The sequence below is a fragment of the Silvibacterium acidisoli genome (assembly GCA_022870745.1).
Lineage (GTDB): Bacteria > Acidobacteriota > Terriglobia > Terriglobales > Acidobacteriaceae > Silvibacterium.
This window is the reverse complement of record CP085323.1, coordinates 2,320,524-2,343,464: the sequence shown is the minus strand read 5'-3', so window position 1 is coordinate 2,343,464 and position 22,941 is coordinate 2,320,524. Positions and strand designations below refer to the sequence as shown.

Annotated in this window: 25 protein-coding genes and 5 tRNA genes; 7 read left to right on the top strand and 23 right to left on the bottom strand. The window is 58.9% G+C overall.

The window, feature by feature from the left end; translation table 11 throughout:
- Positions 1-434: 434 nt before the first annotated feature.
- From rplL to LJD29_RS09680, 16 genes are all read right to left on the bottom strand, one after another.
- Entirely contained in the window at positions 435-812 is a 378-nt protein-coding gene (gene rplL / locus LJD29_RS09755) for a 50S ribosomal protein L7/L12 (protein ID WP_446745566.1), read from the bottom strand.
- A gap of 145 nt (positions 813-957) precedes the next feature.
- A complete protein-coding gene (gene rplJ / locus LJD29_RS09750) occupies positions 958-1,503 on the bottom strand; it encodes a 50S ribosomal protein L10 (protein ID WP_446745565.1) in 546 nt (181 codons plus the stop codon).
- A gap of 104 nt (positions 1,504-1,607) precedes the next feature.
- On the bottom strand, positions 1,608-2,318 hold the full coding sequence (gene rplA / locus LJD29_RS09745; RefSeq protein WP_446745564.1) for a 50S ribosomal protein L1: 711 nt from the start codon (positions 2,316-2,318) through the stop codon (positions 1,608-1,610).
- Positions 2,319-2,438: 120 nt separating this feature from the next.
- Positions 2,439-2,876: a 50S ribosomal protein L11 gene (gene rplK / locus LJD29_RS09740; protein ID WP_446745563.1), complete on the bottom strand. Its 438-nt coding sequence runs from the start codon at positions 2,874-2,876 to the stop codon at positions 2,439-2,441.
- 173 nt (positions 2,877-3,049) lie between these two features.
- Entirely contained in the window at positions 3,050-3,661 is a 612-nt protein-coding gene (gene nusG / locus LJD29_RS09735; RefSeq protein ID WP_446745562.1) for a transcription termination/antitermination protein NusG, read from the bottom strand.
- A 17-nt stretch (positions 3,662-3,678) separates the two neighbouring features.
- Positions 3,679-3,954, bottom strand: coding sequence for a preprotein translocase subunit SecE (gene secE, locus LJD29_RS09730; RefSeq protein ID WP_446745561.1), 276 nt, complete (start codon positions 3,952-3,954; stop codon positions 3,679-3,681).
- A 61-nt stretch (positions 3,955-4,015) separates the two neighbouring features.
- Positions 4,016-4,091, bottom strand: a tRNA-Trp gene (locus LJD29_RS09725).
- A 14-nt stretch (positions 4,092-4,105) separates the two neighbouring features.
- Positions 4,106-4,255, bottom strand: a complete 150-nt coding sequence (rpmG, locus tag LJD29_RS09720) for a 50S ribosomal protein L33 (RefSeq protein ID WP_446745560.1) — start codon at positions 4,253-4,255, stop codon at positions 4,106-4,108.
- 131 nt (positions 4,256-4,386) lie between these two features.
- Positions 4,387-5,574, bottom strand: coding sequence for an elongation factor Tu (gene tuf, locus LJD29_RS09715; RefSeq protein ID WP_446741830.1), 1,188 nt, complete (start codon positions 5,572-5,574; stop codon positions 4,387-4,389).
- A gap of 77 nt (positions 5,575-5,651) precedes the next feature.
- A complete protein-coding gene (locus LJD29_RS09710; RefSeq protein WP_446745559.1) occupies positions 5,652-6,482 on the bottom strand; it encodes a 2OG-Fe(II) oxygenase in 831 nt (276 codons plus the stop codon).
- Positions 6,483-6,516: 34 nt separating this feature from the next.
- Positions 6,517-6,825, bottom strand: a complete 309-nt coding sequence (locus LJD29_RS09705; RefSeq protein WP_446745558.1) for a hypothetical protein — start codon at positions 6,823-6,825, stop codon at positions 6,517-6,519.
- Positions 6,826-6,875: 50 nt separating this feature from the next.
- Positions 6,876-6,950 (bottom strand) — tRNA-Gly (locus LJD29_RS09700).
- A gap of 66 nt (positions 6,951-7,016) precedes the next feature.
- Positions 7,017-7,092, bottom strand: a tRNA-Thr gene (locus LJD29_RS09695).
- A gap of 11 nt (positions 7,093-7,103) precedes the next feature.
- A complete protein-coding gene (locus LJD29_RS09690; RefSeq protein WP_446745557.1) occupies positions 7,104-7,295 on the bottom strand; it encodes a hypothetical protein in 192 nt (63 codons plus the stop codon).
- Positions 7,296-7,408: 113 nt separating this feature from the next.
- Positions 7,409-7,496, bottom strand: a tRNA-Tyr gene (locus LJD29_RS09685).
- Positions 7,497-7,674: 178 nt separating this feature from the next.
- Positions 7,675-7,750: transfer RNA gene (locus LJD29_RS09680), tRNA-Thr, on the bottom strand.
- 358 nt (positions 7,751-8,108) lie between these two features.
- Here LJD29_RS09680 and LJD29_RS09675 point away from each other — a divergent pair.
- Positions 8,109-9,110, top strand: a complete 1,002-nt coding sequence (locus tag LJD29_RS09675) for a hypothetical protein (protein WP_446745556.1) — start codon at positions 8,109-8,111, stop codon at positions 9,108-9,110.
- A gap of 70 nt (positions 9,111-9,180) precedes the next feature.
- On the opposite strand, the gene LJD29_RS09670 is transcribed toward LJD29_RS09675, so the two are convergent.
- The gene (locus LJD29_RS09670) at positions 9,181-10,152 is read right to left on the bottom strand and encodes a M23 family metallopeptidase (protein WP_446745555.1); all 972 of its coding nucleotides are present in this window, start codon (positions 10,150-10,152) and stop codon (positions 9,181-9,183) included.
- Between the two features lie 232 nt (positions 10,153-10,384).
- On the opposite strand from LJD29_RS09670, the gene thiL reads away from it, so the two are divergent.
- Positions 10,385-11,518 (top strand): thiamine-phosphate kinase, encoded by a 1,134-nt coding sequence (gene thiL, locus LJD29_RS09665; protein ID WP_446745554.1) that lies wholly within the window; start codon positions 10,385-10,387, stop codon positions 11,516-11,518.
- A gap of 7 nt (positions 11,519-11,525) precedes the next feature.
- Positions 11,526-12,089 carry a hypothetical protein gene (locus tag LJD29_RS09660; protein ID WP_446745553.1) on the top strand — a complete coding sequence of 188 codons (564 nt, stop codon included), beginning with the start codon at positions 11,526-11,528 and terminating at the stop codon, positions 12,087-12,089.
- Here the strand turns inward: LJD29_RS09660 and rsmD are convergent.
- Positions 12,086-12,649, bottom strand: coding sequence for a 16S rRNA (guanine(966)-N(2))-methyltransferase RsmD (gene rsmD / locus LJD29_RS09655; RefSeq protein WP_446745552.1), 564 nt, complete (start codon positions 12,647-12,649; stop codon positions 12,086-12,088). The genes LJD29_RS09660 and rsmD overlap by 4 nt on opposite strands.
- A gap of 88 nt (positions 12,650-12,737) precedes the next feature.
- On the opposite strand from rsmD, the gene LJD29_RS09650 reads away from it, so the two are divergent.
- Together LJD29_RS09650 and rsmI are read left to right on the top strand one after the other, a co-directional pair.
- Positions 12,738-13,874 carry a CBS domain-containing protein gene (locus tag LJD29_RS09650; protein ID WP_446745551.1) on the top strand — a complete coding sequence of 379 codons (1,137 nt, stop codon included), beginning with the start codon at positions 12,738-12,740 and terminating at the stop codon, positions 13,872-13,874.
- Between the two features lie 3 nt (positions 13,875-13,877).
- On the top strand, positions 13,878-14,762 hold the full coding sequence (rsmI, locus tag LJD29_RS09645; protein ID WP_446745550.1) for a 16S rRNA (cytidine(1402)-2'-O)-methyltransferase: 885 nt from the start codon (positions 13,878-13,880) through the stop codon (positions 14,760-14,762).
- A gap of 138 nt (positions 14,763-14,900) precedes the next feature.
- On the opposite strand, the gene LJD29_RS09640 is transcribed toward rsmI, so the two are convergent.
- The 3 genes from LJD29_RS09640 to prfA all read right to left on the bottom strand — a co-directional run bounded on the left by LJD29_RS09640 (position 14,901) and on the right by prfA (position 18,650).
- Positions 14,901-16,610 carry a peptide-N4-asparagine amidase gene (locus tag LJD29_RS09640; protein ID WP_446745549.1) on the bottom strand — a complete coding sequence of 570 codons (1,710 nt, stop codon included), beginning with the start codon at positions 16,608-16,610 and terminating at the stop codon, positions 14,901-14,903.
- A 121-nt stretch (positions 16,611-16,731) separates the two neighbouring features.
- Positions 16,732-17,568 carry a peptide chain release factor N(5)-glutamine methyltransferase gene (prmC, locus tag LJD29_RS09635; RefSeq protein ID WP_446745548.1) on the bottom strand — a complete coding sequence of 279 codons (837 nt, stop codon included), beginning with the start codon at positions 17,566-17,568 and terminating at the stop codon, positions 16,732-16,734.
- A gap of 2 nt (positions 17,569-17,570) precedes the next feature.
- Positions 17,571-18,650 carry a peptide chain release factor 1 gene (gene prfA, locus LJD29_RS09630; protein ID WP_446745547.1) on the bottom strand — a complete coding sequence of 360 codons (1,080 nt, stop codon included), beginning with the start codon at positions 18,648-18,650 and terminating at the stop codon, positions 17,571-17,573.
- Positions 18,651-18,830: 180 nt separating this feature from the next.
- On the opposite strand from prfA, the gene LJD29_RS09625 reads away from it, so the two are divergent.
- Positions 18,831-20,642: an ATP-dependent DNA ligase gene (locus LJD29_RS09625; protein WP_446745546.1), complete on the top strand. Its 1,812-nt coding sequence runs from the start codon at positions 18,831-18,833 to the stop codon at positions 20,640-20,642.
- 39 nt (positions 20,643-20,681) lie between these two features.
- On the opposite strand, the gene LJD29_RS09620 is transcribed toward LJD29_RS09625, so the two are convergent.
- Both LJD29_RS09620 and LJD29_RS09615 read right to left on the bottom strand, forming a co-directional pair.
- The gene (locus LJD29_RS09620) at positions 20,682-21,632 is read right to left on the bottom strand and encodes a cation diffusion facilitator family transporter (RefSeq protein ID WP_446745545.1); all 951 of its coding nucleotides are present in this window, start codon (positions 21,630-21,632) and stop codon (positions 20,682-20,684) included.
- 10 nt (positions 21,633-21,642) lie between these two features.
- Positions 21,643-22,128 (bottom strand): hypothetical protein, encoded by a 486-nt coding sequence (locus tag LJD29_RS09615; protein WP_446745544.1) that lies wholly within the window; start codon positions 22,126-22,128, stop codon positions 21,643-21,645.
- Positions 22,129-22,308: 180 nt separating this feature from the next.
- Between LJD29_RS09615 and hslV the strand changes: the two genes are divergently transcribed.
- On the top strand, positions 22,309-22,917 hold the full coding sequence (gene hslV, locus LJD29_RS09610) for an ATP-dependent protease subunit HslV (protein ID WP_446745543.1): 609 nt from the start codon (positions 22,309-22,311) through the stop codon (positions 22,915-22,917).
- Positions 22,918-22,941: the final 24 nt, after the last annotated feature.

Sequence of the window (22,941 nt, the reverse complement as noted above, 5' to 3'; positions counted from 1 at the left end):
ACCAAAACGCCCGTAGAGACAGCACGTCCCACGAGCGCCACAACCGGATTGTGCACTAATCAATGTCAGGGTTTCTGATTCCCGCTTACTATACCGCGTTTTGCCGCCTTGCAGCCGATCGCTCACCATATCCACAGGACCGCCGATTATCCTGTGTTTACGCCGGCACCCATCGCCGGATGGAAACTTATCTTTGAGACAGAAATTCCCGACCAGACGCATATGCCGTCCGCTCGGATTTCCTCAAATCATTCGTGGAAACAAAAGATACACGTTCCACACCCAGAACACCCCAGAAGCCAGGTCCGCTTAACAAATAGCAAAGGGAACGCACATCTTTAAGGATAGCGCGTTCCTGTTTGGCATGCAACCTGCAAGTAAAATTTGCCGGCCGGAGCCAGAAACCGGGGCGAGCCAGGCCCGCCCCGCTTCCACTACTTGATTTCGACCGTCGCGATGCCGTCGAACTTCTTCTTGATCGACTCGGCATCTTCCTTGCTGATGCCTTCCTTCAGAGGCTTCGGAGCTCCGTCGACCAGGTCCTTGGCTTCCTTCAGACCGAGGGCGGTGACTTCGCGGACTGCCTTGATGGTGCTGATCTTGTTCGCGCCGGCATCCTTCAGGATGACGGTGAACTCGGTCTGCTCAGCGGCTGCCGGAGCAGCTGCCGCACCCGCGCCACCGGCAACGACAACCGGAGCGGCTGCTGCTGCCGAAACGCCGAGGCGCTCTTCGAGCTTCTTGACCAGAGCGGCTGCGTCGAGCAGGCTCAGGCTAACGATCTGATCTTCCAACTGCTGCAAATCTGCCATGATTTATCTCCAAAAAATCTAATTTTCTTTACCGCCGCCGAAAGGCCCGAACCTTCCGGTTGCCGCCGGTCAGAATTCCGAGGTTTCCGTTGCGCCCAGACATGGCGCCCCTCAGCATCCCGCTGCGGCGAATCTTTGCCGCCGATTAGGCCGAAGCCTGCTCGCCGGAAAACTTGTTCTGCTCGACCGCCTGGTTGATAACCACGGCCAGATCGCGCCCGGTCGCATTGACAACCGTCGCCAGCCGCTGAGCCGGAGCATTGATGAGGAAGAGAAGCTTCGAGAAGATCTCTTCTTTGCCTGGCATGGTCGCCAGGGCCTTGACCTCATCGACATTGATGACCTTGCCATCGACGATGCCGAGCTTAAAGGTGAACTGCGCGTTCTCTTCTACCCAGGTCGCGAGAGCCTTGGCCAGGGCAACCGGATCGCCGCTGGTGTAGGCGACCGAGGAAACACCCTTCAGTCCCTGCAGGGCTTCTTCGATCTGCGAACCCTTCGAGGCGCGAGCCGCGAGCTTGTTCTTCAGTACACGGTAGCGGCCACCGGCGGCGCGCACAGTCTTGCGCAGCTCGAAATCCTGGGCCACGGTCAGCTTCGCGAAGGTGCCGACGATCGCGCTGGTCGATCCTTCGAGCTCCTTTGTAAGCTGCTCAATCTTTTCCGTCTTTTTTGCCTTGCTTAATGCCATAAGAAAGCCTCTAGCTTCTAGCTACTAGCCCTTAGCTGAAAATCCCGTAAGGTCGCTCCGTTTGGCTGGCTAGTGGCTAGAAGCTAGCAGCTGGGAGCTGATTTTTAGGCCTTTGCAGCCGAGTCAGCGATCGAGCTATCGAGCGGAATTCCGGGGCCCATCGTCGAGCTCAGGGTGATTCCACGGACATACTTGCCCTTGGCAGCAGACGGCTTGGCGCGCATCACGCTCGAAATCACGGTCTGCGCATTCTCGATCAGCTTATCCGGGGTAAACGAAAGCTTGCCGACCGGAACGTGCACGAGAGCGGTCTTGTCGGTACGGAACTCGATCTTACCGGCCTTGATTTCCTTGACTGCGGCAGCAACGTCATTGGTTACCGTACCCGTCTTCGGGTTCGGCATCAGACCACGGGGACCAAGCACCTTGCCCAGGCGGCCAACCGACTTCATCATGTCCGGAGTAGCAATCAGGGCATCGAAGTCCGTCCAGCTTTCCTTCTGGATCTTCTCAACCAGATCCTCGCCGCCAATGAACTCGGCACCGGCAGCTTCGGCTTCCTTCAGGCGGTCGCCGGAGGTAATCACGGCAACGCGCTTAGTCTTACCAAGGCCATGGGGCAGAACAACCGTGCCACGCACCATCTGGTCGGCATGACGCGGGTCGACACCCAGACGCAGGGTCAGGTCAACCGTCTCGTCAAACTTTGCGAACTTTACTTTCTGCAGAAGCGGAACCGCATCCTGGAGAGTATAGGGGCGATCTTCCACCTGCGCGCGAGCAGCCGCGACATTCTTGCTTATCTTCTTCGACATATTCCCTCTGTCTCCCACCGCACTGCATTCGTACCGCAGGCCGTGGTGGAACTACTGCACCCCTTCAGGCGCATTTTCAAGTATGCCATATTTCCGTGGATTTTCCACGGAAATATGTGGTTACGCTACGACGTCAACGCCCATCGAGCGGGCGGTGCCCTTGATGCTCTTGACTGCCGCTTCTACCGAAGCCGCATTGAGATCGGGCATCTTCTGCTTGGCGATCTCGAGAACCTGGGCTTCAGTGACCGTTCCCACCTTATTCTTGTTCGGAACACCCGAACCCTTGGCCAGGCCAGCTGCCTTCTTAAGAAGGATGGCTGCCGGCGGGGTCTTGGTTATGAAGGTGAAGCTGCGATCAACATAAACCGTGATCACAATCGGAATGATCAATCCCGCCATCTCCTTATTCTGGGTGCGGGCGTTGAACTGCTTGCAGAACTCCATGATGTTGACCTGGGCCTGACCAAGAGCAGGACCGACCGGCGGCGCAGGGGTGGCCTTGCCGGCTTCGATCTGGAGCTTGACGTATGTCTGTACTTTCTTTGTCGGAGGCATTGCTTTAAAACCTTTCTAAAAACAGCCGCTAGCCCTTAGCTGCTAGCCTTTAGCTGGCCCTACTTAATTACTTGCCGCTGGACGTACCGCCAGCGCATCTTTGCTTTTCGGTCCCAAAGACCGTTTCGCCGCGACTCCAGCTGAAAGCCAAGAGCTAGCGGCTAAAGGCTGTACTACTCAACCTTCTCCACCTTGCCGAACTCGAGCTCAACAGGTGTCGAGCGGCCAAAGATCGTCACCATCACCTTGAGGGTTTCGCGATCTTCATTTACTTCGTCCACCACGCCGTTGAAGTTTGCAAACGGCCCTTCGGTGATGCGAACCGACTCATTCTTCTCGAACTTGATCTTGAGGCGAGGCTTATCTTTCGACGTCTCATTGCGGAAGAGGATCGAACTCACTTCTTCCTCACTCAACGCCACCGGCTTATCCCCGGTACCCAGAAAGCCCGTCACGCGCGGAGTGTTCTTGATTACATGCCAGAGGTCGTTATCGAGATCCATCTCGACCAGCACATAACCCGGCAGAAAGACCCGCTCAATCGTCCGCTTCTTGCCGTTGACGATCTCAGTCACCGGCTCGGTGGGAATCATCACGCGCCCGATCTTGTTCTGCAGACCGAAGGCCTGCACGCGGCTCTCGAGCGACTCCCGCACCTTGCGCTCAAAGCCCGAGTAGGCATGAATGATGTACCACTTAAAGCGCTCATTTGCCGCAGGCTCCAACTGCTCAGTCTCGGCAGGGACCGTCTCGGCGACAACTTCGTTTTGAATTTCTTCCGACATGAAACCCTCTTTACGCCCTACTGAGCGGCACCCAGCGAATGCAGAAGCACACGCAGAATCTGGTCGAGGACAGAATCCACCACGTAAAAGAAGGCCGCAAACACAAAGACGGCTACAATCACGACAGTTGTCGTCGACCGTACTTCCTCGCGGGTAGGCGTAACAACCTTCCGCATCTCGCCACGTACATCCGAGAGAAAGCTCTTCGTCTGATTAAAGAAGCCGGAGACTTTGCTCACTCCCTGCTGGGCCGAGGAACGATCCTGATCCGGAACTGTTACTGCCTTTGCCATAAAACCCTTCTTTCCGGCTCGGCGTCAGCCGACCCGGACCACCACACAAACAGCTCAAGAATGGCAGGGGCGCTCGGATTCGAACCGAGAAGTTCGGTTTTGGAGACCGACAGTTTAACCGTTGAGCTTACGCCCCTGTGTGCAACTAAAACTACTTGGTTTCTTTATGGTCCGTATGCTTGCGGCAGGTATTGCAGAACTTCGAGAACTCCAGACGGCCAGTGGTCGTCTTCTTGTTCTTCGTCGTCGAGTAATTCCGCTCCTTGCATACGGGACACTGTAAGGTCACAATTTCGCGCATCTTTTTATCCTACCCGATTGCCGGTCATATTTCCCCAACAATCTTCTGTAATCTTTCCGCGAGCGGCGGGGCTTTACCCCGCCTTTCGCTAACCACTAACTGCTCGCGCCCTGCGGCGCGCTAACCGCTAACTACTTGATGATCTCGGTGATGGTACCGGCGCCTACGGTGCGTCCGCCTTCGCGGATAGCAAAGCGCAGGCCCTTTTCCATTGCCACCGGGGTGTGCAGCTCGATCTCCAGTGCGATGTTGTCGCCCGGCATCACCATCTCCGTGCCCGCAGGCAGGGTCGCGGTGCCCGTCACGTCCGTGGTACGGAAGTAGAACTGAGGACGGTAGCCATTGAAGAACGGAGTATGACGGCCGCCTTCTTCCTTCGACAACACGTAGATCTCGCCCTTGAACTTGGTGTGCGGCGTGATCGAGCCCGTCTTCGCCAGAACCATGCCGCGCTCCACGTCTTCCTTCGCGATACCGCGAAGCAGAAGTCCCGCATTGTCGCCGGCCAGGCCTTCGTCAAGCTGCTTCTTGAACATCTCGACGCCGGTCACAACCGTCTTGCGCGTCTCGCGGAATCCAACGATTTCGGCTTCCTCGCCAACCTTCACCTTGCCGCGCTCGATACGGCCCGTGACAACAGTTCCGCGGCCAGAGATCGAGAAGATGTCTTCGATCGGCATCAGGAACGGCTGGTCGATGGCACGCGCCGGAAGCGGCACGTTGTCGTCCACAGCCTGCATCAGCTCGTCGATCTTCTGCTCCCACTGCGCTTCGCCGTTCAGACCGCCAAGAGCCGATCCGCGGATCACCGGAACATCGTCGCCAGGAAAGTCGTACTTCGACAGCAGTTCGCGAACTTCCATCTCGACCAGGTCGATCAGCTCAGGATCCTCAACCGCATCGCACTTGTTCAGGAATACCACGATGTAGGGTACGCCTACCTGGCGGGCCAGAAGCACGTGCTCCTTGGTCTGCGGCATCGGACCGTCGGTCGCTGCCACCACCAGGATGCCGCCGTCCATCTGCGCCGCTCCCGTGATCATGTTCTTGATGTAGTCCGCGTGACCGGGGCAATCCACGTGAGCATAGTGACGGTTCGCCGTCTCATACTCCACGTGCGAGGTCGCAATCGTAATACCACGCTCGCGCTCCTCAGGAGCATTGTCGATCGTGTCGAACGAACGAAACTTGTTGTTCGGATTATGCTTCGACAATACCTTCGTGATCGCCGCCGTCAGCGTCGTCTTACCGTGGTCAATGTGCCCAATCGTCCCCACATTCACGTGCGGCTTCGAACGATCAAATTTCTCCTTCGCCATCTCTCTCTCCCCAATTCTCTGTGCTGCAGAATCTAGTTTTTGCCGACCCGGAAACCTCCCGGCTTTCAGGTCAATTTCTAAATCTTCCCGTCGTCCGATTCGGTCTTTTTATAGACATGCGGGTTTTCGACGACACCCTTCTTGAAAACCTTTCGAATCCCCTGCCGCAGCGCGATATCGCCCTGCAGGACCAGGTCCCTTACCGGCTGCTCCGGGCGCCCGCGGAACGAGGTCACATGAAAATACTCGTGATCCTCAAGCGGCTTCGCCGAGAAGTAGTAGTTCGAGACACAGCAACGGGAGCGATCGACCCGAATCTGATTCACCGAATGCCATGACTTCTGGTGGGTTGCCATCAGGGCCAGACGGTTAAACTTGCTGACAATCTCCCGAGGCTGCCCTTTCGGACCCTCGTCCCACAATTCAAGATTCCCACCCGACTCATGTGACCAATCCGGAGTCACGTAGTAAAGCAGGTTCAAAACGCGATATGCCTGGCGGTCCTTGTCGTGCGAATTATCCAGATGAGGGTTCAGGTAATTATCCTTCGCCATCAGGCTGATTCCGCCCGCATACAAATTTTCGTCGGGCACCATCTCCCGGATGCCCGTAATCTCTTCAACAACCCGGACCACGCCCGGCTGCTGGAAGGCGAATATGATTTCCTCCAGCACCGAGTTGTAGCGATCCATCTGCGCTGCGACGTACTTGTACTCGCGCAGGCTCTTCTTGAGGGTCATCGTGCTTTTATCCGGAAAGGCTTCAGAGATGCGAAGCGCCTCTTCCTCCGGAAGCAAATCGTCGATCACGCAGCTCTGAACGACGTGCGAAGCGAAATCCTCACGCATCCGCTCGAGTTCCTCAACCAGACGCCGCTCAATGATCTTTCCGTACTCAACTCGATCCAACGCACCCTCTCAACAGAGAAAGAAGCTTTACAACTCAGTAGTACGCGTAAATCTTGAAAAACTTCGACCGCACCTTGGGATCGACCCGCTCAAGCAGACTCAGATACTGCTCGCGAACCTGTCCACGGTCGGAATCGCCCAGCGCAGCATACTTGGCCGGCATCTCAGCCCCCAGCAAGCCCGCAGCCAGAACACCCTCGAACTGCCGAACCCGCAGCCGTGACCGCTGGACACCCTGCAAAAAGCGCTCCACGCGCGCAGCATCAAAGGTCGACTTCAATCCGCTGCTGACTTCCCCGAAGACCTGCTCGTTTTGTACAGCAAGTGCCGCCTGCTCAAACATCTCGCGCTACTCCAAGCCCCATCGCGGGCCACACATACAGTCAATCAATCTGGAGCGGGAGACGGGAATCGAACCCGCGACCAACAGCTTGGAAGGCTGTGACTCTACCACTGAGTTACTCCCGCAAACTTACCCATCGGCAGAAGCAAGCCAGCCGGAACCCGACTGGCTTGCGGAACTGCTTCAGAACCTGGAGCTGATGACCGGGATTGAACCGGTGACCTCTCCCTTACCAAGGGAGTGCTCTACCAACTGAGCTACATCAGCCTTACAAAAACCTACTCCGGACTCTCTTCTTTATCGTACCGCGAACGTCCCGCGGTCAACATTACGCGAAGAGCAAAACCGCCCAGCAAAACCAGAACCAAATCTCTACCCCGGCCGGGATCCATCGTCCACCAGGCCAGACCAGCCAGCAGCCCGAATCCAGCCAGCGCCACAATCTTGCGCTTCCACTCCGCCAGAACCATGCTGCCCGACCACCTTACAGGGTTTCATCTGCGCGCCTGCGGCTCTCGCGAAACCCCTCTCGCGTTGCTCGCGCTACCAGCGCTCCCGCCGCGACCACCCAACTCAACTTTACTGGTGCACAGGGGAGGATTCGAACCTCCGTAGCTCCTAGGAGCGGCAGATTTACAGTCTGCTGCCATTAACCACTCGGCCACCTGTGCACAACCACCAGAAATACCCGATCCGGCTTACAACAACTCCAGAAACAGCCCCCGCAGGCACCCAGCCGCGCTCCGAAGCCGTACTCCGGAAGGAAGTAACGATACGCTGGCTAAAGGATTTACTCGCGAGCGGAGAGCAATGTTCCGCCCTGCTTACGCCTGCCTTGCCTGGAGAATCTGGAGCTGGCGAAGGGATTTGAACCCCCGACCGTCTGATTACAAATCAGATGCTCTACCAGCTGAGCTACGCCAGCCCAAAACAGCTTAGGACCCAACTCACTTTCGACACACCAAGGCGTCTGCAATCAGGGGTACCGAAAGGAAGATTAACACAGTCTCGCGCCGCACTGCAATCGCCCTCCGCAGATGGCTACTCACGGCGTGGCGAAGAGCCAGAGAAGCGGAAACACTGGCGCTGAAGGCTCTCTCATGAGGCCGGCACATGCGGCTGACATGCTCACTGGACGCAATTCAGGAGACCGGCGTGCCGAATGAAATTCATACCGGCAAGAATGTTGCCACACTCCTCAGGAAACTTTCGCAAGAAGTCTCCCCGAGGATGAGAAGATGAGAGTCACGGCCAGCCGGGTAATCGGCTGGCCGGCGAGACTTATGCATCGACGAACACGGCTCACGATCTCTATCGTCGTGATTGTCCTGCTGCTGTTGGCAGGGGCAATCTATCTCCGCAAAAAGGCTCCTCCCGAGGCCGCACGCCTCCTGCCCGAATCGGATGGGATTCTCTACGCCGACCTGCGGCCGTTGCGAGCAGCGACCCACCTCGATCAGCACCCGGTCAGGCATGACCCGGAGTACCAGAAGTTCATCGATGCAACGGGTATCGAGGTCGAGCGCGACCTCGATGAGGTCGCCTTCGCTTTGCACCGGATGGACGATCCGCACGGACCTAACGGCCCTGTTGCCTTCTCCGAGGTCTTTGTCGGCCACTTCGATGGCCGGAAGCTGGCCCAATACCTCTCCAGCGTGGCCTCATCCACCGAAACCTATGCCGGGCACACGATCTACTCGGTGCCAAACGACGGCCGCACGGTGCGCGTAACCCTGCTGGGGTATGACATGGTGGCAGCGAGCAATACGCCATCCGCCGAACAGATTCACTCTATTCTCGACCGTCACCGGACCGCTGCGCTCCCCTTTACCGGCTCCTCACTGCTGGCAGCGCACTATGCGGATGTTCCCCTGCTTTCGCTTGCATGGGGGCTGGGGCAGATCGGACTGCCGCTAAGCGACGACGGCAGCGACATGAAGGTCATGGGGCTTTCGCTGCCCATGACGCCGCAAGCCACCTTCGTCGCCTCCCTTGGATGGGCCGGCAAGACACGCCTGCGTGTCGAAGAAATCGCTCCCGACGAAGCAGCCGCCAAGGCAGCGACGGATTCGATGACCAATCTGCTGAACCTTGCCCGTACGCTGATGAACGGCAACGCAAACGACAGCAGCGAGCGCGACATTCAGGCCCTGGTGAACAGTGCCAAAATGGAACAGCGCAAGAACCGGGCCATCCTGACCGCGACGATTCCCACCGACTTCCTGCAGAGACTGGTCAGCCCGCCGGCACAGCCGGGCGCCAATCCTCAGAACGATCAGAAGTAGTTACCGGAAGACACAGAAACAGCGAGGGCCGGACGCAATGTCCGGCCCTCGCTGTTTCTAAGGCTGCTGTTTAGTTTCCTGCGAGCTTTGAGCTGTCGCCGATCGACGCGGTCAGCTGATCCATCGTCTGGCGGAGGTACTTATAGGGATTTACCGGCGTGTCGCGGATACGCACCTCGTAATGGAGATGCGGGCCGGTGCTGCGGCCGCTGGTGCCGACATAGCCGATGATCTGGCCGATCCGCACCTGCTCTCCCGAAGTGACAGCAAAACCCGAAAGATGTCCGTAGAGAGTCTCAATGCCGTGACCGTGGTCGACCAGAATCTCGCGGCCATATCCGTTACCCATCGCGGCGGTCAACACTACACCATCGGCAGTGGCACGAACCGGCTGGCCGTAACTGGCAGAGATATCGATACCTTTATGGAAAGCACCTTCGCCGCTGAACGGATCCGAACGCTCACCGAAGGAACTGGTGATGGGGCCGGCAACCGGCCACAGAGCGGGAGCGTCAGCCATGTTCAACCAGCTATCGCCACTCGACGGAGTAAGACCCTCACCGAATGCGCGTGAAAGGCGTCCTGAAAGAGCAGTAGCACGCAGCGAAGACAGCTGATCGAAGGATTCTGTGTAAGCGGCATCGGTAAAGGTCGCTCCGGGATTGTCTACGGAGCCGACAGCCGCAGGAGAAGACTTGGCCGTACCAGCGCTTTTCGCCATCTGATTCTGCTTGAGGCCATACAACGCGCTGACTTCACTGGCTAGAGAACCGAGCGATGCGGCTTGTACTTCTTTTTCCTCTGCCACGTGCTCCAGTTGTTTGTAGTCCTTGCGGAGCGCCTCGTGCTGCGAACGGATCTGGTTAAAGCTGGCGGTCTTCAGAAGCATCCGGCTGTAAGATCCGGCCATACCCGTGAGCGTGAAAGCGCCTACAACCGCCGCCGCCACGAAGACATAGGCATAATGAAGCGGCACCGGGATCTTGCGAAGCCGGCCATCCTCTTCACGCGCGACGAAAATGATGTAGTAACGTTTCCTCACAACCGCTCTCGCATTACCGGGGAATTTAGGTCAGATAATCTACAGACGTTTGGGCCGTTCGAAAAGCCACCGGCCTCTGTCGATCCGGAACATTGACTTGTGTCAAGCTAACAGTTTGCCCTAGGTGGGTCAACCATCCTGATCATGCATGCATCGCCTGATTCGTACGGTTCCGACGGAAAAACCGGCGTATGCTGGTGACTTGAAAAAATCTTAGCCCGGACCGCCCTGGATGACCAAACCACTCATTACAAAAAACTTAAGAAGCTCGCCCAATGTTCCTAAGCCAGCCTCCGGGCGTAGCAAAGCCCTGGAAAACCCCTCCGAACTCGACCTGATCCGCACAATCCGGCAAAAAGCCGCGAGCCGGGATAGCGGCGTACGCCTGGGAATCGGAGACGACTGCGCCATCCTGCGCCCCAGGGCTGGCGAAGAGATGGTGGTGACCACGGATTTTTCCCTGGAAGGCGTTCACTTCCGGCGAGACTGGCACTCCCCGGAATCTGTCGGGCATCGCTGCCTTGCCAGGGGGTTGAGCGACCTGGCTGCCATGGGAGCGAGGCCGGTGGCGGCTTTCCTTTCCATGTCGCTCCCCACAAAACTGGCCGGTGCAAATGAGGGAAGCTGGCTCGCGCGCTTTCTGGATGGCATGATGCGGCTGGCCGACACGCATTCTATTCCTCTGGCTGGAGGCGATACAGCCCAGTCCCCGCGAATGGATGGAGCAGGAAATCCCCACACCCCTTCAGCGGCCTTCGATATTGTCCTGATCGGAGCAGTGAAACAAGGGCACGCTTTTCTGCGCTCGGGTGCGCGTGCCGGTGACGTTATCTATGTCACAGGCAGTCTCGGAGGATCCGCGGCTGAGTTGTTACAGCTTTCGAAAAAGCCTCGCTCTTTCTCGAGATTTCGAAATGCCGATGAGAACCATCCCCATCTCTATCCTTCACCCCGCGTTGCGGTGGGGCTGAAGCTCGCGGCGTCGAAGCACCGGGTTCATTCGGCGATCGACTTGAGCGACGGCCTTTCGACAGACCTGACGCATCTGTGCGAAGAGTCAGGGCTGGCAGCAGAGATCGATGCCTCTGCGTTGCCCATTCATTCCCTGGCGGATCTCGCCGAGGCCCAAAAGCTTGCTCCGTCCGCGCTGCAACTGGCCCTGAATGGCGGCGAGGACTATGAGCTGCTCTTTACCGCGCCGAAGTGGACGCCCATTCCGCGCAGGATCGCCGGCGTCGGTATCCATCCGATCGGGCAGATGACCGCTCTTCGCCGTGGGGAGAGGCCTCAGATTCACCTTCACCAGCCAGACGGGCACTCGGACACGATTGCACCCGCAGGCTGGGAGCACTTCCGGCGAAAATAGACTTCGGATGAAGAAGACGATCGACCTTACCTTTCCTCACGCGTGGGAGGCAGAGATTCTGCCTTCGCGCCCGCTGATTTTCCCGAAGCAGCACTTTGTTTATCCGCGCGACGCCGAAGAAGTGGAGCGCGGCGCAATGGAAGTGCTGGTAAAGGCCGCGCAGGATACGTTCCTAGCTACGTGCGCTCTTGGTTTTGCCGATCCCGCAGCTCCGTCCGGCTTGTGGAGCTGCCCCGACCCACGAATGCTCTGCGCCGTCTCGGGCGGATATGCCTACCTGATCGACACGACCGATCCGCGGAGTTTCATTCAGGTGGAGTACCGTCCCGTTCTTTCGGTCCTGGCGCTGCCAGAGCAGAAGCTTCTGCTCTTCACCGGGCATCATGCGCTGACGGCCTGGGGCGTCGAAGGCAAGGCCTGGCAGACGGTGCGACTTTCCTGGGAGGGCGTGACCATCGACAGCATAGACGGAGATCAACTCAACGGCACAGGCTGGGACCTGATGACCGACCGCGATGTGCCTTTCATGATCGACCTGAAGACCGGAGAGCGGATCGAAATACCGAACTAAGTTTGTCTTCTGAAAAAGCTCAATGCCGCGTCGCCCTGCTGCAGCACGCGATAACGAGCCAGCGCTCCATAAGCCTCATTCAGCTCGCGCTTGCGCAGATGCTCGGCGATCACGATGCCGTCAGCAGCAAGCAGCGCCGAGCACTCACCGGCGAACAGTTGCAGAACGGAATCATACGCATCGTCGTCAGCATAGGGCGGATCGAGGAAGATAACGTCGGCGGCGCGGGAAGCCGCAGCAAGCCGCTTCACCGCTGCAATAACCTTGCGAGCTTCAAGGGCATAGCCGCCACGAATGCCCAGAGAGGAAAGATTGCCGCGGATTGCCTTGAGGGCCGATGGAGCCTCTTCTACGAATATTGTCTCGGCTGCTCCCCGGCTGATGGCCTCGATACCGACAGCGCCCGAGCCTGCGTAAAGATCGAGAAAAACCGATCCCTCGATGCGCGGAGCAAGTACGTTGAAAAGCGTTTCGCGCAGGCGGTCGCTGGTCGGGCGGGTATCGAGTCCTTTCGGTGCAGCAAGGGGACGGGAACGATATTCACCGGCAATCACGCGCATCCGGTTATGGTACCAAGCGACACGGTCACATCGATTCGATCCGAACCACTACAATAGGACGAGCGGAAAGGAAGGATCGAAAAGCACGATGCGAGGCTGGTCACTGCCATTAGGACGCTGGTTCGGAATCGACCTGCGCATCCACACGTTCTTCTTCCTGCTGCTCGGTTTCTGCCTGCTCACCGCGAATGTTGACGGACTGGGCGCGTGGCGCGGCATCATCATGTGGGGCCTGCTGTTGCTTGCCGTCTTTGTGCGCGAGTTAGCTCGCCTGATCGCTGCGGCGTACCACGGGCTCCAGCTTCGCAGCATTCTCCTGCTGCCTATCGGAGGACTCTTCTCCTATTCGACACCGGAAAGCGCCGAGCGCGCGGTCGAGGGCAATACCCAGCGTGCGCTTGCGCTTGCAGGCCCGCTGGCCAACGTTGCGTTTGCCGCTGTCGTGGCAGCACTCATCGCAGGAGCCTCGTCGGCCGTTCCGCTGTCAGCCCATCCGCTGGTCACGCCGCATCACCTGATTCGCTCGACGGTTTGGTTCAGCCTGATGCTGGCGGCATTGCACTGCCTGCCGGCGTATCCGCTCGATGCAGGACGCCTGCTGCGTGCGTACTTCTCGCAGACACGTGGATCCGCACAGGCCACGCGCGCCGTCTCCGGAATCAGCCAGGGCTTCGGCCTGCTCGTCATGCTCGCGGGCCTTGCGCTGCTGGCGGTCCCGGGCAATGGAACGGCTTCCGGACTGACACCATGGCTCATCATGGGTGGCTTCTTCATCTTCGTTGGAGCGCAACTCGAAGACCAGGGCGTCATGTTCCAGTCAGTGGTAGAGACGGTCCGCATGAAGGACGTGATGCTCACCGAGTTCTCGACGCTCTCTCCTTCCGACACACTCTCCGATGCTTTGTACAGGGCCATCCATAGTCTGCAGGACGAGTTTCCCGTGGTGCGCGGCGGCAATCTCGTCGGTGTCGTCTCGAAGCAGAGTATTCTTGCCGCACTGCGCAACAGCGGCAACGGCTACGTGCAGTCGGTCATGGTGCGGACCTTCCAGGTAGCTGCACCCGACGACTCGCTCGGGCTGATGATTCGCCGCATTGCCGGCGGACGCATGGCGCTGGTTCCGGTGGCCGTCGAAGGCCGCATCGTGGGCATCGTTACCTGGCAGAACCTGAGCAACAGTATGGGGTTGCTGGCCGAGCATCGCCGCTTCGAACGGGAAAATTAAGCCATGCAGGAGACCTCTCTTGCCCCAGGGCTGTATCTCGTAGCCACACCCATCGGCAATCTCGAAGACATCACCTACCGCGCCCTGCGTGTATTGCGCTCCGCCGATCGCATCGCCTGCGAAGACACGCGCCAGACACAGAAGCTGCTGAATCACTTCGAAATCAACACGCCCACGCTTAGCCTGTACGAGTTCAACGAGGCTGACCGTTCGGCTTCCATCGTTGCGGATCTGAAGCAGGGAGCGCGCATCGCCGTCGTCTCCGATGCCGGCATGCCGGGTATCTGCGATCCGGGCATGTTCCTGACAAAAGCTGCCATTGAAGCGGGCATTGCGGTTTATCCCATTCCTGGCGCCAATGCAGCGCTGAGCGCACTGGTCGCATCCGGACTGAACACCGAGCATTTTCTCTTCGCTGGTTTTCTCCCACCCAAGCCTGGAGCAAGACGCACCCAGCTCGAGCAGATGCGTGACGCGATTTCCGGCGAGCAGACGCTGGTCTTTTACGAAGCTCCGCATCGCATTGCTGAAACGCTTGAGGACATCGAATACGTGTGGGGACCGGCATGCCACGTCGTCGTTGCACGCGAGCTCACCAAGCTCCATGAAGAGTTCCTGCGAGGTTCCGTGAGTGAAGTGCGCGAACAGCTTGGCAGCCGCGAACGTATTCGGGGAGAGATTGTTCTGCTGGTGCAGGCGCTGCCCTTGGCCGTGGGCCAGCAGAGTGCCGAACTACCGCTCACGGAACGCATCGCTGAACTGGCCCGCGCCGAAGGGTTAGACGAGATGGCCGCACTGAAACGGATCGCAAAGGAACGCGGAGTTTCAAAAAGCGAACTCTATCGCGAGTTGCAGCGCACGCGCCCCTCAGGCGGACGCAAGAACTAATGCCATCCCGCAGTTACGTTGTCATCCCTCGGTCAAGTTGTCATCCCGAACGAAGTGAGGAATCTGCACCTTTGCGTTGCAAGCGGCGAAAAGAAGCAGATTCCTCACCTTGTTCGGAATGGCAAAATCACAGCGAGCCTACCAGTGGCGCGAGCATCCCTCTCCATCTGTAACCGTCTTCAGCACATTATCGGCAGCGGTGATCTTGCGGTCGTAGCAATTGCCGAGTGTGTCTTTATACGTATAGGTCTGGCTGCTGGCCTGCCCGCTGTTTGGGCCAAGCGAGTAGCCTGTTGGCGATTTGACAAAGGTCGCGTTGTCCTTTGACGTGACCTGGTTGCTGGTGCTGGATTTGAAGACCGGGAAGCCTTCGAACGTCTGGGCCTCGCCGCTCTGGTACCCTTGCTCGACCGTGCTCGTCTGTCCGATATCCCCGTTGGTTTCGACTGTTTCGAGGAAACCGATGTTGATGGGATACGAAACGCTGTTCTCTTTCGTTGTGTAGAGCAAGCCTTCACGAGTCGTCGTCTTCTGATCCACCGTCGAGGTCTGCACAACCGTCTGACCGAAAGTCGTCGCCGTCGAGGTCACAGTCTGCGACGTTTTGAAGTTCACGTCGCCGTCCACCTGAGTATTGACGCGACCATGCGATGTGTTGATGTATCCGGCGATGGTGTATCTCTGCGCATTGGTAATGGTTGCCGTTCCTCCACCATTTCCGCTCGAATCGAATGCCACGTTGCTGACAGTCTGCGGTGAGGGAGTGGTGAGGGTGTCCTCCGTGATCGCGCCGGTTATCTTCTTCGTGCCGTGATCCTCATACACGAGCAGGTTTGCCAGCGTGGAGAAGTATTCAAAAGCGTTGAAGACCGTCACATCGACGGTGTGTGACTGGCCATCGCTGAGCACACCGGCAAATGGGCTCAGGTCCACGCGATAGGGCTTGAGGTTGAGCGTCTGCACGCCGGGAATCGGAATCCAGAGGCCAGGATCGACGCCGCCGGTGTAGATCCATGGATAGACCGGGGCAACGCCAGCCGGCTTGCCGTCGATACTGATATCTACCTGTCGAAAAGCCGTGTTGCCGCAATCGCCTACAGCCGAAGCTACGTCGTTGGGCAGGCAGAAGAACCATTGCTCCTCAGCGTTCTGGCTCTGCGCAGTGACATCGAGATAGGCGTTCTCAACATTCGTGGGCAGTGTCACGCTCTGGCTAAGGGTCGGAGTGGTGGCGTTCAGAGTCGCAGTGCCGGTTGTCGGCAATGGCAGCACCATGTCCGCCGTGCGAGGCGCGGGATTAGCAAAGTCCGGCTGATAGAACTCAAGTTTGAAGGTTCCGAAGATAGTCGAGGTCAAGCCATCGGTGCCGACAATGTTGCCGAGGATCGCATAGCCGCTCTCGGCTGACTTGAAGAGCGAGCTGTAGTCCGTGAGATCGCGCTCAACGTGCCAGGTATCGGTCTGGCTCTGCAACGGCTCCGCTGTAGTGCCGAAGTAAATGTTCACGCCGCCGAAGAAGAGCTGCCCGGTGCGGTCAAACTGCACGCCTGCCTGGATCGAGAAATCTGCCGTGAGGATGACCTTGGACCAGGGCCCCTTGCAATCTGCCGGCGGCGTATAGCTGAAGGTGTGATTGTTGAAGTCGGCGAAGGCCTGGTTGTTGAGCAGGGTGACTTCGCAGTGCTTTGTATGAGGCCGGGCGATCAGCGGATCGGCCGTTGCTTCAAGCGACGTGCCTTTGCTGAGTTGTGGATAGAGGGATTGCTGTGACTGGCCGAAAACTGGAATGGCAAGCGCGACGAACGCAGCCGCCAGTGAAGCGAGACGGACAAAACGTGGATTGAGCATCGGAGCTCCTCAAGAAGCGGTTAGGGGTGACCTGCGAGCTAAAGACGCAAGGGCAGAGGCCTGCCTGCGCGGGAGCCATTGAACCCTGTTCCGGAGGAGTCGTCAATAAAATTTGATCTGTCTAGCGCCGGGCACAGGCAACGCGCGGAATTCCCTGGAGATCGTCTACGAACACCAACTCATGCCAGCCGGACAAGAGCGCTGCCAGCCGGTCGCGCTGACCATGGCCGAACTCCATAAGCAGCCAGCCTTTGGGGCGAAGTGCCGCATGCGCTTCGGGAATCAGACGCCGATAAATATCGAGGCCGTCAGCCCCGGCAAAGAGTGCCTGTTCCGGCTCGTAATTCCGCACCTGCGGTTCGAGAACTTCCGTGTCCGGAATGTAAGGCGGATTCGAAACAACAGCGTCGAAGATCTCTCCCGGCAGAGCAGCCAGCAGATCCGATTCGATGAAGCGGATGCGGTCTTCGACATCGTGACGACGAGCATTCTCGCGGGCAATGCTGAGCGCGTCCACTGACAGGTCAACGGCGACAACACGTGCATCCGGCAACTGCTTCGCAAATGTCACGGCGAGGATTCCTGAGCCGGTGCCGACGTCCACGATACTGAGAGGCGACCGCTTCGGTAGCCGCTCCAGCGCAGCTTCGACCAGGTGCTCGGTCTCCGGGCGCGGAATGAGCACACCCGGTCCCACCAGGAAATCGAGCCCGTAGAACTCCTGTGTCCCGCGGATGTACTGGATTGGCTCGTGGCGTATCCGCCGCGCGATGGCTGCTTCGTAAGCGGCAGACTGGGCAGCAGACAGCTCAACTTCAGGATGAGTCAACAGCCATGCGCGATCCTGCTGTAGAACATGGCGCAGCAGCAGCTCCGCGTCGAGGCGTGGATTGGGTAGATCAGACAGTTGCGCGGCGCCGAAGAGGAGCGCCGCGCGAACAGTTTGCGATTCAGCCATGCTTACGCGGCCGCGGTTTCTGATTCCGCCTTCAGCCGCTCGCTGTTGTAGAACGCAATCAGCGCATCGATCGTCGGCTGCAGCTTACCTTCCATCACTTCAGCCAGCTGATGATTCGTCAGGCCGATGCGGTGATCGGTAAGGCGATTCTGCGGGAAGTTATAGGTACGGATCTTCTCGCTACGGTCTCCGGAGCCTACCTGCTGCTTGCGCTCCTTGGCCTGTGCCTCGTGCTGGCGCTCCATCTCCACTTCATAGAGGCGCGCACGCAGAACACGCATCGCCTTTTCGCGATTCTTGATCTGCGACTTTTCGTCCTGGCAGCTTACGACGGTGTTGGTCGGCAGATGGGTGATGCGAATAGCCGAATAGGTCGTATTCACGGACTGCCCGCCAGGCCCCGAGGAGCAGAAGGTGTCGATGCGCAGGTCCTTCTGCTCGATCTTTACGTCGACTTCTTCAGCTTCCGGCAGAACCGCAACCGTAATCGCAGAGGTATGAACGCGGCCCTGCGTTTCCGTCGCCGGAACGCGCTGCACGCGGTGCACGCCGCTCTCGTACTTCATCTGCGAGTAGACCTTGTCTCCCTCGATGATGAAGAAAATTTCCTTCAGGCCACCTACCGAAGACTCGGAGCTGGACAGGATTTCGACCTTCCAGCGGTGCTGTTCGGCGAAACGCGAGTACATGCGGAAGACCTCGGCCACAAACAGCGAGGCTTCGTCGCCGCCAGTGCCGGCGCGGACTTCGATGACGACGTTCTTCTCGTCGTTCGGATCCTTGGGCAGCAGCATGACCTTGAGCTCTTCTTCCACGCCAGGCAGGCGCTCTTCGAGCTGCCCCAGCTCTTCCTCGGCCATGGCGCGCAGGTCTTCGTCCGACTCGGCCAGCATAGCTTTTGCGTCGGCGATGCCGGTCGTAATCGACTTGTACTCGCGGAACTTGTCGACAATATCCGCAAGGTCGCGGTGCTGCTTGGCGATCTTCTGGTATTTCTGCTGGTCGGAGATGGTTTCAGGATCGGCTAATTGCTGGCCGAGGTCTTCATAACGGGTTGCTATCTGTTCCAGGCGGTCAAACATAGGATTTATCTCGGAAAGGCGGATTTCTGCTTTTGAATCTTGAAAAAGGCAACACGCGGCGGGAGCCGCTAAAGGAGTGTGCCGTGATTGAGCAGGAACTGCATCTCTCGTAGTTTACTGCTGTTTTAGATGGCATAGAAGCAAAAAAGACTCAGGCGCAGCATCCAACGGGTACACGGAATGAGTAGCTTTTTCCCATTTGCCGAGCTTTGCGAGGCCCTTGCCGCCACCACGAAGAAGCTTGAAAAGCGCGCCCTCATCACCGTATTCCTGCAGAAACTGCCTGTAGACGACGCTGGCAGGGCCGCGCTCTATCTCTCCGGGACACCCTTTCCAGAAACAGACCGCCGGGCTCTCAACGTGGGCGGCGCACTGCTCTCAAAGGTGTTGCAATCCGTCAGCGGAGCCAAGCCCTCGGCGCTCACCGCGGCCTACCGGCGCCACGGAGATATCGGCTCGGCAGCGTCTGAGCTGCTGGCCAGCCACGATCACGCCGCAACTCTAACCCTGGCGGAGGTCGAGCAGGATCTGGCTGCCATCGCCGCCGCGCGAGGACCGGGAGCAAAGCTCCCGCTACTGACCGGTCTGCTGCAAAAAGCAACGCCAATCGAAGCTAAATATCTGCTCAAACTCATTGCCGGAGACATGCGAACCGGCGTGAAGCAGGCTCTGGTGGAAGAAGCCATCGCCTCCGCCTGGTCCGCCGAACCCGCAGCGGTACGCCACGCCACCATGTTGCAGGGGAACCTGCCCGAGGTCGTCTCCATGGCTGCCTCCGGAACGCTTGATCAGGCACGCATGAGGCTTTTTCATCCGCTGGGGCTCATGCTGGCCAGCCCGGTCGCGAGCGTCGAAGAGGCCATGGCACGCTTCGCGGCAGAGATCCGCGAGGAACAGACCGAAGGCATCGCCGAGCCCGAACCGGTTAAAGGCAAAGTCCTGAGCTACGCACAGATCGAGGACAAGTACGACGGCGTTCGGGCCCAGCTGCACATGGGCGACGCTACCCAGCCTGGCCGTGTGGAGCTCTTTTCGCGCAGCCGCGAGGAGATGAGCGAAACCTTTCCCGAACTGGTAGAGGCTTGCGCCGCTATCGACGAGCCTGTCATCCTCGACGGCGAAGTGCTGGCCTGGACACCGCTACGCGACGACGACGATCCTGGCCGCGCCCAGCCCTTTTCCGCCCTGCAACAACGCATCGGACGCAAAATCGTCTCGCGCGAGATGCGGGAACAGCTTCCGGTCGTCTTCATGGCCTTCGATATCCTCGCCCGCAATGGCGAGCTGCTGCTGGAACTGCCCCTTCACGAGCGCCGGGAAATCCTCATAGCCTTCCTCGACCGGCATGCCGCCGGTACAGCGCAACTCAGTGCCCGTGGGCAATCTGATCTTTTCGCGCCACAGGCGAGCACCACACTGCCGCGCCTGATGCTCGCGCCCGCGACGCGCCTCGAAACCGCCGAACAGCTCGACAACGCCTATACCGAAGCCCGCGAGCGGGGCAACGAGGGCGTGATGCTCAAGTCCATCGACAGCCTTTACCAGCCGGGGCGACGCGGCATGGCATGGCTCAAGCTGAAGCGCGAACTGGCCACACTCGATGTCGTGGTCACCAGGGCGGAGTTCGGTCACGGCAGGCGAGCAGGAGTACTCAGCGATTACACCTTCGCGGTGCGCGACGGAGACAAGCTAAGAAATGTCGGCAAAGCCTACTCCGGCCTGACCGATGCCGAGATTGCCGAGCTGACGGAGTATTTCAAGGATCACACCATCGAGGAATACGGACACTTTCGCACCGTCGAGCCGCTCAAGGTGCTCGAAGTCGCCTTCAACAACGTCATGCGCTCCGACCGTCATGACAGCGGCTTCGCCCTGCGCTTCCCGCGCATCCTGAGGATTCGCGACGACAAGCCGGTGGAAGAAATCGACACCCTCGCGCGAGTGGAAGAGATTTACGAGAGCCAGCCAGATAAGCCTGCGGAAACTGAATAGTGCTGCGCCCCTTGGTTGTCATTCCGAACGCAGGCAAACCTAGTGGTGATGGTGCCCCGGCCCATGATGGTGGTGCCCATGCGCGGAAAGCTCTTCCACTGCCATTACGCAGCCATGCTCCACTTCGCAACCCACATGCTCGAACTGGATTGTCGTGTGGTGAATGTGGAAGCGGTCACGCAGCCGCCCGTTGATTGCATCGAGAATCCGCGCGCTCTCTGACGGCAGAATATCCGCGATTCGAATATGTGTCGCCAGCGCGTGGGTCTGCGAACCGAGACTCCAGACGTGCAGATCGTGAACATCTTCTACGCCTTCGATCGTTTCGAGTTCGACCCGGATCTGCTCGAGCGACAACCCGCGCGGCGTGCCTTCTAGCAGGATGTTCAGCGTCTCCTTCACGATGCCGAACGACGACCACAGGATCAGCGCAGCGATGCAGAGAGAAAGTGCCGGGTCGATCCAGCTCATGCCGGTGAAGAAGATCGCCGCGCCGCCCGCGATGACGGCGGCCGTCGAGAGCGTGTCTCCCAACATGTGGATGAAGACGGCGCGCATGTTCACATCGTCACCGGAGCGCGACAGCAGCGCCGCAATGCAGCCGTTCATAACCACACCGACAGCGGCAACAATCATCATCACACGCGGCTGAACAGACACCGGCGCGGCAAAGCGGCCGATGGCTTCGACACCGATCCAGATGCTGATGGCCACCAGCGTCAGCGCATTCAGAAACGCCGCCAGCACCCCGGCTCGCTGGTATCCGAAGGTTTTTCGATCGTTCGCCGGCCGTGTCTGGAAATGAACCGCGACAAAAGACAGCAGGAGCGCCAGTGCATCCGAAGCATTGTGTCCCGCTTCAGAGATCAGCGCCAGCGAATGAGCCCGCATTCCGGCGAACAGGGTCACCAGCACATACGCCAGCGTTACGCCGAGCGAAATGCGCAGCGCATTCTGCATCTTGCCGGTCGGGGCTGCGTGAACATGCATGGGAAGTGATCTAAAACCGGTTGCCCGCGTAAGGTAGCGTCACACGCGGCTTGCGTGGCGCACGGCGGATCGGGATGGAGTTCGCGGTCTGCCGAAGGCCCGTCCAGGTCTCGGCAACCACGATGCTGTTCACCGGACGGTGCGAGTCGTAGCGCACCGAACAGGGAAAGCCCAGCCGGGCCTCGTAGATATTCACATCGAGGTCAGTTACATCCTGCGAGCACTCGTAGGTCACGCCAGCGATGTCGTATTTGTAGAGAATCAGCCGCATGCCGTTGGGACGGCCGCTTTCTTCCTCATTCAGATCGGAGATATCGATGACCGTGCCATCGATTATGCGGCCAGTGCGCACCAGCTCCTCCCGGCGCAGTTTCTCGAGCTCCTGTTCGGAGGGGCGCTTGCGCAAAGCCATGACGGCGACAATTCCGCCCACGCAGATTCCGGCAGCAGCCAGAACTCCTAGAACCTGTGGGTCGCGCAGTGAAAGAGCGTTCATTGGGAGTCACCTTGGCCGAGTAATTGCAGGATACCGCAGCTTGGGTTACGAAGAAATGAGTTTGATCGCGATTTCAATGGCATGGCGAAAAGCCGCTCTTTCCGTCCCCGGAACCAATCCACGACTCCCTCACTTGGACGCATTTCCGGCCAAAACCGCTGCGTTATACTTAAAAGACGCATGTTGAAGCACGAAACCTCCGCAGCCGCCGTGTCCGGCGGCAATTTCGTCTCCGCAGACAATTCCCGCGCACCGCGCATCCGCTCGACGACCGTCATCTGTGTCCGCCGTAACAATTCCGTGGTCATGGCCGCCGATGGGCAGGTCACCATGGGCGATGCCGTCATCAAGCACACGGCCAAAAAGATCCGCCGCCTCTACCAGGACAAGGTGCTGGCCGGCTTCGCAGGCTCGACAGCCGACGCCTTCTCGCTCTTCGGCCGCTTCGAGAGCAAGCTGGAGCAGTATGCCGGCAACCTGAGCCGCGCCGCCGTGGAGCTGGCCAAGGACTGGCGCACGGACAAGATGCTGCGCAACCTCGAAGCCCTGCTCGTGGTCTCCGATCCGCACCAGAGCTTTCTGATCGGCGGGTCCGGTGACGTGATCGAGCCCGACGAAGGCATCGTCGCCATCGGAAGCGGCGGCTCGTACGCGATGGCCGCGGCACGCGCGCTGATGCAGAACACCGAGCTTGGCGCCCGTGACATTGCCGAAAAGTCGCTGCGCATTGCCGGAGACATCTGTATCTACACCAACGACCAGATCACAATCGAAGAGCTGCACGCCTAGCCAGGTATGAAGGAGTAAGGCTGG